This window comes from Leptolyngbya sp. FACHB-541 (genome assembly GCF_014695875.1).
Lineage (GTDB): Bacteria > Cyanobacteriota > Cyanobacteriia > Elainellales > Elainellaceae > JAAUTN01.
The window spans coordinates 1-14460 of record NZ_JACJPC010000114.1; the positions used below are offsets into that span (position 1 = coordinate 1).

The 14460-nt window shown below is 47.1% G+C and carries 12 protein-coding genes and 1 pseudogene; 6 read left to right on the top strand and 7 right to left on the bottom strand.

Going from position 1 to position 14460, the window contains the following annotated elements:
* Positions 1-113 precede the first annotated feature (113 nt).
* Positions 114-359: pseudogene (locus tag H6G00_RS24825) on the bottom strand (IS6 family transposase); the annotation flags it as partial.
* Between the two features lie 175 nt (positions 360-534).
* On the opposite strand from H6G00_RS24825, the gene H6G00_RS24830 reads away from it, so the two are divergent.
* On the top strand, positions 535-2505 hold the full coding sequence (locus H6G00_RS24830; RefSeq protein ID WP_190798801.1) for an NACHT domain-containing NTPase: 1971 nt from the start codon (positions 535-537) through the stop codon (positions 2503-2505).
* 243 nt (positions 2506-2748) lie between these two features.
* On the opposite strand, the gene H6G00_RS24835 is transcribed toward H6G00_RS24830, so the two are convergent.
* Both H6G00_RS24835 and H6G00_RS24840 read right to left on the bottom strand, forming a co-directional pair.
* Complete coding sequence (locus H6G00_RS24835; RefSeq protein ID WP_190798802.1) at positions 2749-3606, bottom strand: fatty acid desaturase; 858 nt, start codon at positions 3604-3606, stop codon at positions 2749-2751.
* A gap of 201 nt (positions 3607-3807) precedes the next feature.
* Entirely contained in the window at positions 3808-4017 is a 210-nt protein-coding gene (locus H6G00_RS24840; protein ID WP_190680283.1) for a hypothetical protein, read from the bottom strand.
* 238 nt (positions 4018-4255) lie between these two features.
* On the opposite strand from H6G00_RS24840, the gene H6G00_RS24845 reads away from it, so the two are divergent.
* Both H6G00_RS24845 and H6G00_RS24850 read left to right on the top strand, forming a co-directional pair.
* The gene (locus H6G00_RS24845; RefSeq protein ID WP_190646349.1) at positions 4256-4549 is read left to right on the top strand and encodes a DUF1830 domain-containing protein; all 294 of its coding nucleotides are present in this window, start codon (positions 4256-4258) and stop codon (positions 4547-4549) included.
* 53 nt (positions 4550-4602) lie between these two features.
* Entirely contained in the window at positions 4603-5013 is a 411-nt protein-coding gene (locus H6G00_RS24850) for a hypothetical protein (RefSeq protein ID WP_190798803.1), read from the top strand.
* Between the two features lie 80 nt (positions 5014-5093).
* Here H6G00_RS24850 and H6G00_RS24855 read toward each other — a convergent pair whose 3' ends face one another.
* The 3 genes from H6G00_RS24855 to H6G00_RS24865 all read right to left on the bottom strand — a co-directional run bounded on the left by H6G00_RS24855 (position 5094) and on the right by H6G00_RS24865 (position 11778).
* Positions 5094-5393, bottom strand: a complete 300-nt coding sequence (locus H6G00_RS24855) for an RNA-binding protein (RefSeq protein ID WP_190646351.1) — start codon at positions 5391-5393, stop codon at positions 5094-5096.
* 215 nt (positions 5394-5608) lie between these two features.
* Positions 5609-7498, bottom strand: a complete 1890-nt coding sequence (locus H6G00_RS24860) for an ATP-binding protein (RefSeq protein WP_190798804.1) — start codon at positions 7496-7498, stop codon at positions 5609-5611.
* Positions 7499-7578: 80 nt separating this feature from the next.
* Positions 7579-11778, bottom strand: a complete 4200-nt coding sequence (locus H6G00_RS24865; RefSeq protein WP_190798805.1) for a chemotaxis protein CheB — start codon at positions 11776-11778, stop codon at positions 7579-7581.
* 794 nt (positions 11779-12572) lie between these two features.
* On the opposite strand from H6G00_RS24865, the gene H6G00_RS24870 reads away from it, so the two are divergent.
* The gene (locus H6G00_RS24870; protein ID WP_190646355.1) at positions 12573-12797 is read left to right on the top strand and encodes a hypothetical protein; all 225 of its coding nucleotides are present in this window, start codon (positions 12573-12575) and stop codon (positions 12795-12797) included.
* Between the two features lie 235 nt (positions 12798-13032).
* Here H6G00_RS24870 and H6G00_RS24875 read toward each other — a convergent pair whose 3' ends face one another.
* On the bottom strand, positions 13033-13281 hold the full coding sequence (locus tag H6G00_RS24875) for a hypothetical protein (RefSeq protein WP_190646356.1): 249 nt from the start codon (positions 13279-13281) through the stop codon (positions 13033-13035).
* Between H6G00_RS24875 and H6G00_RS24880 the strand changes: the two genes are divergently transcribed.
* Positions 13268-13591, top strand: coding sequence for a Tn3 family transposase (locus tag H6G00_RS24880; RefSeq protein ID WP_190798806.1), 324 nt, complete (start codon positions 13268-13270; stop codon positions 13589-13591). The genes H6G00_RS24875 and H6G00_RS24880 overlap by 14 nt on opposite strands.
* Before the next feature lie 30 nt (positions 13592-13621).
* Positions 13622-14333, top strand: a protein-coding gene (locus H6G00_RS24885) for an IS6 family transposase (protein WP_242042486.1) whose coding sequence is annotated in 2 segments (ribosomal slippage) — positions 13622-13900 and positions 13902-14333 — 711 coding nt in all. Because the reading frame shifts where the segments join, the coding sequence is not laid out codon by codon here.
* The last annotated feature ends 127 nt before the right edge of the window (positions 14334-14460 follow it).

The following is a 14460-nucleotide window of genomic DNA, read 5'->3' on the forward strand; positions in this document are numbered from 1 at the left end:
CTGGTTTACACTCTGGCTTTGTGAGATTAATCCAGTGCATTAACCAGTTCTCAGGATGGCTTCCTCATCCTGTGCCTCATCGATTTTCCTCCGCCTAGAGTGATGAAAGAGGGATAAGTTTCATCCACCCGCCACGAGTCGTTTGTCAGATTCAGATGCGGTCGAACTCGTTTGTCTAGTTCTGGAGCGTAACTCAATACCCACCGATGGATCGTGGAATGATCGACCTCGACCCCTCGCTCTGCCATCATTTCTTCCAAATCCCGGTAGCTCAGAGGATAGCGACAATACCACCGCACATTCAACACGATGATTTCTGGCAAGAAGTGCCGCCACTTGAACAGGGATTGAGATGCCATTTAGGGTAAGGAGGTCAGAGAAAATTGAGCCTTCCTACCTTCTCATTTTTGCGACACAACCCAAATCTATGTGATTTGTGTCACGTGATAGATTATTGGCGCAAGAAAAGATTGTAAATTTATAGGTGTGAATGACTGTATAAGTTCTTGAGATGAAAACCAGGAGTTTGATCTCATGGTCAAAAGATCTCTCCGGGCCTCGTCTTCTGGGATGCAACAAGCAAAGCGAGCTTTTACTTACAAAGGATGGACTCAAGAAAATCTAGCAGGGGAAGTAGGGTTAAAGACGCGCCAATCGGTTTGGCGTTTCTTTACGGGGCAGCCTGTTGAGCGGCAAACCTTTCAAGAGCTTTGCTCGATTCTAGACTTAGACTGGCGAGACATTGCGATCGATCCTCCCGCAGAATTTCCTGAACTTAGAGAGGCTACGATTGCACCGGTTACAGACATTAACACCCTAGTACGTCAGGTAAAATTGCAACGGCAGGATAAAGTCCAAGACCAGTGCGGTACCTTGCAGTTGTTGAACCTCAGCCACCCTGTCAAGATTGACGACCTTTACATCAATGTCAACATTCTAGAGGAAATTCCCAGCCAGCAGTGGTTGGAGTTGGCTGACCTGCAACGCATCACGCCCCAAGAGTGCACTCAATTTGACCCAGGAGAAATGTCTCAGACTCAAATGGCAGGCGTGAAAGCCGTCGAAATCTACTCGAAGCTGCGAGTGTTGGGAAAACCAGGGGCAGGTAAAACTACTTTCTTGCAACATCTAGCGATTCGGTGCAACCAAGGTAGCTTTGCGGCTAATCGAGTTCCAATTTTTGTCAGCTTGAGGGATTTTGCTGACGAATCTAGAGCAGCAGATGAGTTGAGCTTACTCAGCTTTATTTTTGACGACTTTCGCACGTCGGGTATTTCAGACCTTTCTGTGCTTGAAACTCTACTGCAGGCAGGCAGGGTGTTGCTGTTGCTAGATGGATTAGATGAAGTGCTTGAGCAAGATCGGAAAGCGGTTGTCAACGAAATTCGCCGACTTTCTGAAAAGTATCAACAGAATCTGTTTATTGTGACTTGCCGCACAGCGGCTAAAGCTCCGAACCTTAGACGCTTCACCGATGTGGAAATAGCCCTATTTACGCAAGACCAGATTGTGGCATTTGCTCAAAAGTGGTTTACAGCGCTGACGAAGACCACGTTTCAAGCTGGGCAAACACAAGCCATTCAGTTCGTTCAGCAGCTAGGTTTGCCTGAAAATATACCCTTTCGTAGACTTTCTGTGACCCCGCTGTTCCTCCATCTTGCCTGCTGGGTTTTCCAGCATCAGGGCAGATTTCCCGCTAAACGAGCGGAGTTTTATAAACAATGTTTAGAGCTTTTGCTCAGCAAATGGGACGAAACAAAAGGCATTGAGCGTGACGAGATGTATCACGGCTTGTTATTGCCCCAAAAGCTCAAGCTGCTGAGCCAAGTTGCAACCGTCACGTTTGAGCAAGGGCATTACTTTTTTGAACGACAAGCCGTTGAACAACAAATTGGGGACTACATCCGTGATTTACCCAATGCTGCAATCGAGCCAGAGGAATTGCAATTAGACAGTGAAGGGATACTCAAGGCGATCGAGTTACAGCATGGAGTGTTGGCAGAACGGGTGCAGGGGATTTTCTCCTTTGGTGATCAGATATTCCAAGAATATTTTACGGCTCGAAAAATTGTTGCCAGTCACAATCTGCACGCGTCCGATCGAGCATTAGAGCAGCTAGCCAGCCATGTGACTGAGCCTCGCTGGCGAGAAATCTTTTTGTTGACCGTTGCAATGCTGCGAAGTGCAGATTCTCTCGTGCAGTTGATGAAGCAGGAAATCGATGCGATCGTAGCTCAAGATCCATATCTGCAAAAATTTCTAACCTGGGCAAGCTATCAATCTCTTACTGCCCAGTCTGCTTCCATCCGCGCCACCCACCCTCACAGCGCTCAACATGACTGGCACTTCAGCCCAGAGCAACAAGAAGCATTGCAGCAATACTATGGTGCCAATCAATTGTTGATCGATTGTCTCAACAGCAATTGTAAAGTGACCGCTGCTGTGCGGCAGGAAACTGAAACCGCTTTGTTATTACCTCAAAAAGAACTTGAGGAGCAGGAATGAAGTAATTCTAAGCAGCAATTTGAGTGATTCGTTACAGCTATAGATAGCGACAGCTTTTTACCTTGCCCCTTTGTTTGCGCAATCTTTTACCCTTTGTCCCTTATCCTTTAGGGCGAAGTTTCTTCAAGCGATCGCGCAAATAGTTCTCCACTTCCAGGGCAAGGAACAAACGATTGATAGTGGAATTGAACAAACGTTTAAGAACGAAAAGATTGAATCAATCTCTTTAGGTGCGTTCTATGTCTACTTAGTGGTTTCTGCCTGTAGGGGAGGCATGACTACTTTTTGGGCTAACCCCAGTACTTTCAAACTTTGAATCGCCCACCATGTAATATCCACCTGCCACCACTTCCAGCCAGCCTTTGCCACTTTAGGGTAAGCGTGATGGTTGTTATGCCACCCTTCTCCAAACGTGAGTAAAGCTGCCCACCAGAGATTACGTGACCCATCTTCAGTTTTAAAAGTGCGATCGCCAATCAAATGCGTAGCTGAGTTGATCAGCCAGGTTGTGTGCCAGAGCAACACCACTCGCACAAACACCCCATAGACAACGAATGACCAGCCTCCCAGCGCATACAGCAGTAGTCCTAGCGGTAGTTGCAACAGCAGGAAATAGCGATCGAGCCAGGTGTAAAACGGATCGCGTGCCAAGTCAGGTGCATACTTACGATAGGTTTCGGTTGCAAAAAATTCAGGGCGGGGGTACATAATCCAAAGCATGTGGCTCCACCAAAAACCCCGTCGAGCGGAGTAAGGATCTTTATCAACATCTTCGGTAAAGGCATGATGTAAACGATGTCCAGCGACCCAAAAGATGGGACCACCCTGTAGGGCAAGTGCCCCTAGAAGCGCGAAGGTATGTTCTAGTGCCTTGGGAACCTGAAGGCTACGATGCGTTAGCAAACGGTGATAGCCCAGACAAATGCCAATGCTGCCAAAAAGCCAATGAAGCGCGATCGTCACCCCCAAAGCAGACCAAGAGAAAAACCAGGGTGCAAGCAGCGCTAGGGCATGAACAGCACTAAAAAAGGCGACATTCCTCCAGCTTAATATAAGCGGTTGCTCCCCTATTGGAGCAGAGCTTAACGAGTGAACAGTCACAAATTCTCCTTCAAAATTCCTTAAAAATGATTCTGGTGTAAAAACTACAGGCTGTACTGCTTGAAGCGAATGGGCAATTTAGCAGCCAATCAGCAAGTGTAGAGTAAACAGCAGTGATGTTATAGCGAAACGCAGAATCAAGAGTTTGTTAACACGATGATTGATGCAACTAGAAGCCTGGTTAACAGCTTTGATTTTGAATCAAGCTGCACGCAAATCTGCCTCATTGAGCAATACCATCGTTTCTGCCCCCACTCTGCCAAAATCAGGATTTAGCCCCAGTGGCATCTCGACAAGATACGCCCAAGTTCCAGCGTTGGGTTTGTAGCTTCGCACAATTCCCTCTCCACCCACAAAGCTAACCCTTTGCATGGGACGAAACATAGGTCGCCTGATTAAGGTTGCAGTCATCTGCAGAGCTCCTCTAAATTCTGGTTCGATGCTTTCTACTAAAACAGAAAGCATCAAATGCGTTTTGTATCTTCTTGGGTAAAGAAGTCAAACACTATCTGCAACTTTTGAATGTTTTAGCGATGTTTGTATAACTTATACACAGGTAAAACACTAACTTGGACAAGATCTTTAACAGCAAAGCGTCATACTTATTCTTGGACATCAATGGTCATAACGCTCTACAACACTCATTACGATGACTCAAATTCTGGATAGTCTGCCTGCTGACAGTGCTAACCGCATTCTCTGCTGCTATGTGAATGACACTCACAAGCTGAAGATTGCCCGAATCACAAACATCTCAAATTGGTACTTTGAGCGTATTGTTTTTCCAAGAGAAAGGCTTTTGTTTGAAGCACTACCAGAGGCTCAGCTCGAAATATACGTTTCGGGGTTTTCTACTGCTGCTCTAATCGAGGTCATGAATTGCGATCGCTTGGTTGTTAAAATCCCACAAGCTCAACAAGACTGCCTTGTTCAGCACAACTAAAGCTTACGTCGTTCGGGTATCTCTTACTTCAACTAGTTAACAACTTCTAGCAAATGCAGTTAATCAGTTCTGAACAACAATACATTCCTACTAGCCAACCAGCCAATGAGCAGTGGAAACAAACCCTTGCCCTTGAAAAAGAAGATGAAATTGTGCTACTGCGCGAACAGATTAATTCCCTTAAGCAATACTTATCTGAGCAGTTACAGCAACAGCAAGTGATAGAGCAAGATTTACACTATGCTAGACAAGAATTAGAACTGGTGAACGCAGAAATTCAGCTCATGGTTGAAGCAAAATGCTTGTTTTTTGAAGAAATCAAGGAATGTATGAGGACGCTTCCAGACAATGGAAAAGCTAGCAAAGAGGCGTTCTTGAGATTATGTAGCAAATTCTATAATGAAATCAATTTTTCTAAAGAATCAGAACCTATCGAGGCTATCTTTAATTGTAGAACGGATTAACGACAACTAACCCGCCCTACTTAAGAGGTTAATGCTTCAGTTGAGCCTAACCCATCCTGCGTTCAAGTATGCCTGATGATTTAGTAACCGCGAGAGAAGCTATCTCGGCGATTGCCACCACCAGATGAATTTCTGTCTTCACGGGGTTTAGCTTTATTGACCTTGAGATCGCGCCCCATCCACTCAGCACCGTCTAGGGCATCAATGGCAGCCTGTTCTTCAGTCTCTGTCCCCATTTCTACAAAACCGAAACCACGTAGCCGACCCGTCTCACGATCGGTCGGGAGCTGAACCCGCTTGACTGAACCGTATTCTGCAAACACAGCCGTCATATCAGCTTCTGTAACCTCATAGGACAGGTTACCCACGTAAATTGACATAAACTAATCTCCAAAAAAGGAATGTAGAGAGTGAGATTTCGGAGAGAAGCCCGTCAATACCAAATGTATAAAAACGTTCAATAGTTGAAACAAACACTACAACCGATTCTTAGTCCCGACTACCATCATAGCGCTTTAAAGAATAGTCGGTGCTTTAATTGTTATGTTGTTCTCACTACCGTTCAACAAATCGTTCAAAAACCATAAGCTTCTGATCACTCAGGCTGAATGCTTAGTAATGGAAGTTCAAGCGTGAAGTGGAGCTGTCCTGCTGTGGTTTCGACGGCGATCTGACTGTCTAGCTGTTGGATGAGCTTCTGTACTAGTGCTAATCCTAATCCGGTGCCACCTTGCTTCCAGGGATCAGCATTTGGAATTCGATAGAACTTATCAAAAATATGAGTGAGTTCATTGGCAGAAATTTTTTCGCTTGTGTTGCTGATTTGAATTTGCATTGAGTTTGCCTGCGATTGGATTGTGACTGTAATTTGTCCGTTCTGAGGCGTGTATTTGCAGGCATTGTTGAATAGCTCTGTTAAAATTCGCTCTAAGGTTGCCGCATCGGACATCAGGACAGGCAAATTTGAGGGGAGATTTATCTGAAAGGTTTGCTGGCGATCGCGCGCCCGTTCCCGAAAAGGGGCAATCACTTGAGGAAGCCAGTCACATAGCTGGATGGGTTTTATGCTGAGAGGATGTTCACCTGCATCCAATCGCTGAAAGTCTAGCAAATCATTAATCAAGCTAATTTCTCGATCGCACTCCGCATCTAAAATGTTGAGATATCGATCGACCGTATTTCTTTTCTCTAATGTTGTTACCTCTTCAGCAGCAGTTCGCTCTTGCTCAAGCGCAATTTTTAACATCCGAATTGCCATTCTCATGTTGGTAATAGGGGAGCGAAGTTCATGAGATGTGGTGCTGAGAAAACTATCTTTGAGTTGGTCAAGTTTTTTCATCTCCTGAATCTGAACTTGCGAAGCTTGATAGAGCCGAGCCTGCCGAATGGCGATCGCACACTGGTTTGTAACTTGCTGCACCAGGCGAATTTCTGACTCATAAAAAACATCCTGCTGTGGCTTAAATAACCACAAGTCACCTAAAACGCCCTGATTATCAACAATAGGACAAGCCAGAATTGTAAGATGCCGAACTGGGTTCTGCCCAATCTCACAAAACTGAAAATGTTCACCCTGTAGAAGCTGGTAATAAGCTTCAGGTGAGGTTCTCATTAAGATAACCTGTCCTAACAACGAGGGTGAACGGGTAACTCCCTCAACCTCAAAGTTTGTGAACTCATAGCGGACTGTGGACGTGGCTAAGTCGAGGTCGTACAGCGCAGCATCACAGCAGATTACACCCAGTACGAGTGCTAGTTCCTGTACCACGGTCTGTAGAATCTGGCTTTCATCCAAACTGTCCCGCACTTTGTCGGTAATGCGTTTTAGACCCGCCTCAAAATCAAGCGCCTGCTGTAACTCAGCCGTACGCTCTTGCACTTGTCGTTCTAGTTCTGAGTTGAGGTTTTCTAAAAGCCGTTCGACTTGCTTGCGCTCGGTGATGTCGCGCAGCAGCCATCGCAGGCTAGCGATCTGACCCAATGCATTGCGAACTACAGTAACCGTTAGCGCTGCATCAAAGGGCGATCGCTGGGGTGAACGGAGACGAATCTGCCAATCTTGCAGCTTGTCTAACTGCTGTAACCGATCGAGTTTGAGATGAAATGAGGAACGATCGGGCTGATCAATAAAAACTAGCAGCGGCTTGCCGACCAGAAACTCTTGGGAAACATTGAGGAGAGTCGCGATCGCATTATTGGCTTCCTCGATTCTGCCGTTGGCATCTGTGACCAAATAACCATCTGGTGCAAATTCAAACAGTTCGCGGTAGCGCTGACGTTCCGATTCTACAGCTTGACGAGTGTTAACTAACGCTTCATTTTGAAGATGCAGTTCTGCCTCAGATGCCTGCAATTCTTCTAAAACTGCCTGAAGCTCTGTCAGCGCTTCTGATAAGAGCGCTTGCTGTGATTCAGGTAGGTCGTTTGCCCGTTGTTGCAGTACCCATGCTCTTTGATACACCGCCTTTAACTGTGGGGATACCATACCTGTTAACCCTAGCCTGTTTTAATGGCGGTTGTTGCCTACATTCTACGGAATACGGGCAGATATGCTCAATCTATCTATTAGTCTTGACCCTGCACTTCCTCCTCGCTTACTCGTCCACCCAGGTTTGCCACCATCCGGATCAATTGAGTCGGCTCAATCGGTTTAGCGATGTGTATTTGAAACCCCGCTCCGATCGCCTGTTGCTGCTCTTGATCGCTGACATAAGCTGTAATTGCTGCTGCGGGAATCTGTCCCCCAGCAATCTCGTCTAATGCTCTCACCTGCCGAATCAGCGAAAACCCATCTTCATCTGGCATTCCAATGTCAGCCAGAAGTACATCATATCTGCTGGGAGATTTAGTCAAAGAGGCGATCGCTTCTCTACCTGAAGTAACCGTCTCAACCTCTGCTCCTACATCTTCTAGGATGTACTTCACCAAGTCCAGGTTATCCACTTCATCATCCACCGCCAGAATGCGTAAGCCTGCCAGGGAGGGAACTTCCTGGTTTACGGGTTCTGTATCTTCCTCTGTTATAGGTTCTAAGTTAATCGGCAATGTCACCTCTGGGGGCATTGAACGGAGAGGGAGTCTCACCGTAATGGTGGTTCCTTGCCCTTCACCCGGACTTTCAGCTTGTACTGTACCGCCATGCAGTTCTACAATATGCCGGACGATCGCCAAACCTAACCCCAACCCCTGCCTCGTTTTCGTGGTGCTAGAGTCTCCTTGACGGAAGCGATCGAACACATAGGGCAACAAATCTAGCGGAATGCCCTGTCCACTGTCGTTGATGCGAATTTCAGCATCAGCTTGCATCGATGCTACCGTGATTTCTATCCGTCCACCGGGAGGCGTGAACTTAATCGCGTTAGACAGCAAATTCCACAACACTTGCTGGAGGCGATCGCTATCGCCCACAACGGTTGCAGTGTTTAGCTGCGAAACGATTTGAATCGTTTTTGACTCAGCGGCAAGTTGAACCGATTCGATCGCAAGATTTACAAGGGAGACCAGATCTAGCAGCCTCGTGTTGAGGTGCAGCTTGCCACTGGTAATGCGAGAAATATCGAGCATGTCCTCAATCAGTTGAGATTGGGCCCTAGCGCTTCGCTCGATCACTTCTAACCCACGAGTTGTGGCTGCCTCATCAAGCTGACGGTTGCAGAGCAATTGCGACCAGCCCAGCATCGTATTGAGCGGGTTGCGGAGTTCATGGGAGAGGTTCGACAAAAATTCGTCTTTGGCACGATTAGCTGCTTCTGCCTGTTGACGGGCAGCCTGTTCCTGGCTCAGGAGTTGCGCTCGCTCGGCTTCAAACTGCTTGCGATCGGTGATGTCTTCAACCGACAGCAAAAGTCGTTGAGCTTCCTCAGTTTGAATAATCTTCCAGGCATTCAGCAACATGACTTTGTGTCCAATCCGCTCAAAATCATGCTCGACCTCAAAGTTTTGCAAATCTGTATTGTTGGTCAGAACGTCTTCCAGAAGCGATCGCAGTCCGGGAATATTCCACTGACCGTTGCCCAAATCAAACAGTAGCGTCTGCGCGGTTTCAGGAGGAGCCACCTGGAACGTGTCATAGAACGATCGATTGGCGGTATTCACTCGGAAATCGGGCTCCAGCACCAGCAGCGGCACTTGCACGGTTTCGACGATCGCTTCGGCGTAATTCCGGGCTGCTTCGAGGGTGGCAGCACTACGCTTGACGGCATCAATATCTAGCAGCACCATCACCACGCCATCGATCTGGTTCTCAGTGGTGCGGTAGGGGCGCATCCGCAACGTATACCAGTGCCCTCCCTGCGTTTGCACCTCTAGCTCCTTGACACTGAGGGTTTCCAGCACCTCCAACAGTAGCGACTCTAAGTCTGGGATGTTGAGATTGGCTCTGATGTCGCTCAAGGGTCGTCCGGCATCCCCCGGGATGAAGTTGAATAAACGCTGTGCCATCGGCGTGAAGCGGCGAATGCGTAAGTCGTTGGTCAACATCAGAATCGGGATGTTAATGCTAGCCAGCAAATTGGTCAGATCATTATTGACCTGATGCAATTCCCCGTTGCGGCTACGAAGTTCTTCATTCGTGGTGTTTAGTTCTTCGTTGGTTGCCTGTATCTCTTCTTTGGCAGTTTCTAGCTCCTCATTGGTGCTTTGCAGTTCCTCATTGCTTGACAAAATTTCTTCATTGGCAACTTTGATGTCTTGATTGGTATACTCCTGCTCTTTAATAATTGCCTGCAAATATTCTTGAGTTGCGGCTCGTTCCTGGTTGGCAGCGGCAAGTTCTCTCCTGAGTCGTGCGTTCTCCTGCTCTAGCTCGCTCTGAGGAATATCCGAATTGATCGGACTGGGGCTGCTAGTAGGGGGGATGTCTTCAAACAGCACTAAAAAGCGGCGTTCTTCAGTCGGTGGAATTTTAAAGGGAATCACCTGAAGGTTAACGACTCTGGCGTGTTCACTCTCTTCTAGGCGGAGACCGTTCTTGATGACAGGCATTTCTTGCCGTTGGGCTCGATAAATAGCAGCCCGTACCTCGACCAGCAGTCCATCCCTTAATAAGTTGAATAGGTTGAGGTTTGCAACTCCAGAGACGAGTTTTAAGTAGCGATCGACATTTCCCCGAAATTGCAGCACCTGCATTTTGTCGTCGAGCACCGCTCCTACTGGAGCGTAATGGTTAGCAATCAGGTGATCGATCTTTTTTTCTAAGTCAAACTCTTCGGTTAGGGCAGACATTGGCTGGCGATCGTTTGCCTTCGGCAACGGATAGTTGCTAGGGATGAACGAAAATATTGGACGAGTAGCAGTAGGATTCTTAGCGTAAAGCTTGTACTTTTTCTCGACTAACGTAAATAAGTCTGAGACTTGACCAATGCTCTCAGAGGTGCCCAGCAACAGAAAACCTGCTGGATTAAGACTGTAATGGAAGATCGGCATAATCCGCTTTTGCAGTGCGTCTCCCAAATAAATCAGCAGATTGCGGCAGCTAATCAAATCAAGATTAGAAAACGGGGGATCGCTGCCTAAATTTTGACGGGCAAATACACAGAGTTCACGTACCGCCTTATTGATTTGAAATCGCTCTCCCTCAATGGCATGAAAAAAACGGCGGCGGCGCGCCGTTGACACTTCCACCATCTGATTCTCGGCATAAACGCCTGCTCTGGCTTTGTCGATCGCTATTTCGCTGATATCCGTCGCAAAAATCTGGATCGGGAATTGGACAGACTGATCCTCCAAAAATTCCAGCAGGCAGATGGCGATCGAATACACCTCTTCACCCGTCGAACAGCCCGCCACCCAGATCCGAATTGGCATGTCAGCAGATTTGTTTTGCGTAATCGTAGAAAAGACTCGCTCTTTCAACAAGTCGAACGCGTCTGGATCGCGGAAAAAGCTAGTCACATGGATCAGAATTTCTTCATACAGAGCCTTGACCTCAGCCGGATGCGCTTGTAGATAAGCAACATAGTCCTCCAACTGTTCCAACTTATACAGCAGCATTCGTCGCTGAATTCGCCGATTGATCGTGTTGGGCTTGTAGCGGCTAAAGTCAACCCCTGTGTGCGATCGCAGTAAGGCAAAGATCGTCGCCAGGGCATCGGCAGGTTGAGGTAATTCCTCCGCCAAGCCCGGTGACTGTGAGTGGTCCAACATCGGATTGCGACTCAGGTTTGCCAATTCTTCAGCAATTTTTGCGGGCGGCAGCACAAAATCGACATCTCCCGTAGCAACCGCCGTATTTGGCATGCTGTCAAATTGGGCTGTGTCTTTACACTGAGCAAATGTCACCCCGCCAGCTGCCTTGATTGCTTTCAACCCCAACGATCCATCGCCATCTAACCCCGATAAAACGATGGCGATCGCTTTGTGTCCGCGATCGGATGCCAGCGAAGCAAAAAAAGCATCCCCCGGCATATACCTGCCAAACACCTTCTCCCGGGGCGACAGTTGCAGCACACCGTTTGAGAGCACCATTTTGGTATTAGGCGGAATCACATAAACTTGGTTTGGCTCTACGGTTGTGTTGTTCTGTACTTCGCGGACTGACAGTTGTGTGACTCTGTTGAGAATCTCGCTCAACAAACTCTCATGATCTGGTGCTAAATGTTGAATCAGCACAAATGCCATTCCAGTATCGGTTGGAAGGTGGCTGAGTAACTGCGTGAAGGCTTCTAACCCTCCCGCAGAGGCAGCTACTCCCACAATAGGAAAAGGTGCATCAACTGGTTCCCCAGTTAATTCAAATATCGGTGGTTGCGAGGAGTCAGAAGGCATAGGTTAGTCAGGCATTCACTGTGGCAGCTATCACCTTTACTCTAAGATGATTTACTCGATCGCGTTGTGCTTAATTAAGCTTTAAGTAAAAGCCGTACCACAACTCTCGATACTGAGGGTATTGAGATTCGCATCGCTCATTCCCCTTCCTACACGTCAAGGTACAACCCCATTGGAATTACACAGCAAAACCACAAAACTGATAGTTGTAATTTGTTTGATTCTCGCTCTTTAGTTTGAAGCATTTATCGGTGGTCACTAGTATGCCTTTGATGCGACTCAATCAGAACCATAGGGAAATCGGATTGCGATCGCCTATGGTTGAGATGCAGCAGATGTCGCATTAGCCACTCAGTCTGGACTTTTAACCCTACCTGAAATGAACGTCTGGGTTCAGGCAGACGAACCCATAAATGGTTAGAGACAATCATTCTGAATTAGAATGGAGAGATAAACAGCGATCACGCTACATGTCGCGAGGCGACCAGCCTGGTGCTAATACAGTTTTAAGGCACTTTGTAGATCAAGAAAGAGGTTTCAGATTGCAGGATTTGAAGTATCTGAGCTTCGTTTAACTCTGTTAACTATCAACCCAACTTTGTCTCAAAAATAGATGAATTCCTTTTGTCTCAAAGCGCACAAAAGACAGAAGTAAGGCAACAGCCTATCAACCGCTCACTCTCATTTTTTAGCTTTTAAGGGATAAAAAATATGACTTTTTTGTTTGATTTTTCACGAAATTATTGCATTACAATCTGCGCCTTTTTGGTGCCCTCTAATCTTTTGTTAACCTTATGCACCCTATACCTGGTAGTCAGGTTTCAATCCTCAGCCCAGGTTTATTGGTCAGCCTTTGCGGCGAGCCTGTTTGCGTTGGTTTTGCTGTTGCACGATTTTACCTGGTTCAGTATTGGAGTGGTCATGCCTCCTACCTACATTTTATTAGCCTTAGCTTGCGTTTGCCTCAGTCTGAACATGTGGGCGGTCGCTCATCCAGCCAGTATGAAGCAACTACTTAAAGAATTCACATCGATATGGCACAGAAATATTGCAATGGTGACCAATCACACGTTCTCTCTTAAAGCGACAGAACGCAATTAGTTCATTGAATACTTCCAATAGACTGGTTGGGTAATAGCGAGAAAAGCGGCTGAAAGCTATGTTCTGCAAAGGGTGTAGCGATTTCTGGCAGAAATAGCGGCAAAGCTTGCTGGGTAAAGTTTTCAAGGGGTTTCGTTCTATTTCCCGACAACTCTAACGGACTGGGGGCACGATCGCCACCTTTTCTTGCCCCTGCCAAATCTCTGCAGCGATCGCATGAAGGGGCGTATCGGCTTCAGCTTTACGGTACACCACCAGCACACTAAACACCAGTTGACTCAGCGGTTCAAACTCGACGGGAATTTGTTCTAGCTCACCCTCCTTGCGACTGCGACTGCGAGTCTGATTAATGCGATCGCGGTTTCTGAGTAAGGTGATTCCTTCGACGATGCGCGATGCCACCTATTTCCTTGATAGCATTCTCGGGAATGAGACGGAGTTGACCATTCTGGAACATACCACCGATACTCCAGGCTACACCGAACTCATCTTTGCCTTGTTTGATCTATTAGGGTTATCCTTCTCTCCTCACATTCGCGATGTCGGCACCCAGCAACTCTATCGCATCAAACGACAATTACCTGACGCTGATCTCAAACCCTTGTTCAAGGGATGGATTAACTGTCAACTCATCATTGACTACTGGGATGAAATGCTGCGAGTGGCAGGGTCTCTCAGGTTGTGTCGCAAAAACCAGTCAATGATAAAGTAAGCAGACTCAAACTTTCCTCCTTGCCCTCCGATGTCTACTCCTGCTCTGTTTAAGTGGCGGCACTTTCTGCCTGAAATCATCCTGTTGAACGTGCGCTGGTATTGCCGCTATCCCTTGAGCTACCGAAACCTGGAGGAGATGATGGTCGAACGAGGAGTGGAGGTAGACCATTCGACAATCAATCGCTGGGTGCTGAAGTATGCTCCTGAGTTGGACAAACGCCTTCGACCTCACCTGAAGCCAACCAACGACTCGTGGAAGGTGGACGAAACATACATTCAAATCAAAGGGAAGTGGAAATATCTGTACCCTTGCTGTGGATTCCCAGGGCGATACCTTTGACTTTATGCTGAGCGCAAAGCGGGATAGCAAAGCAGCAGCACGGTTCTTTCGTAAAGTGTTGAAAGCCAGCCATGTCACTCCACCACGCGTCATCAATGTGGACAAGAATGCGGCTTATCCGGTCGCCATTGAACGGCTAAAAAGCGATCAAACGCTGGCAGCCCAGACCGAACTGCGGCAGGTGAAATATTTGAATAACCTGATTGAGCAAGATCATCGCAACATTAAGCGCATCGTCAAACCAATGCTGGGATTCAAGTCTTTCAACAGTGCCAGACAAACGTTGAGAGGAATTGAAGCGATGAATATGATTCGTAAGGGACAGATTCAGGGTGTTGAGAGAAGCGATGTGCGATCACAAGTAGAATTCGTGTCTCGAATTTTTGGACTTGTTGCTTAATTGAGTCCAGATTAAGGATCGAGGATTAAATAAAGTGTAATTCTACTATCTCTATCTGTAAGCTAGAGAGATAGGTGAGCAACGAGTGAATTGATGCAGCCCTACCCTACCCAAATAGAAGCCCAGA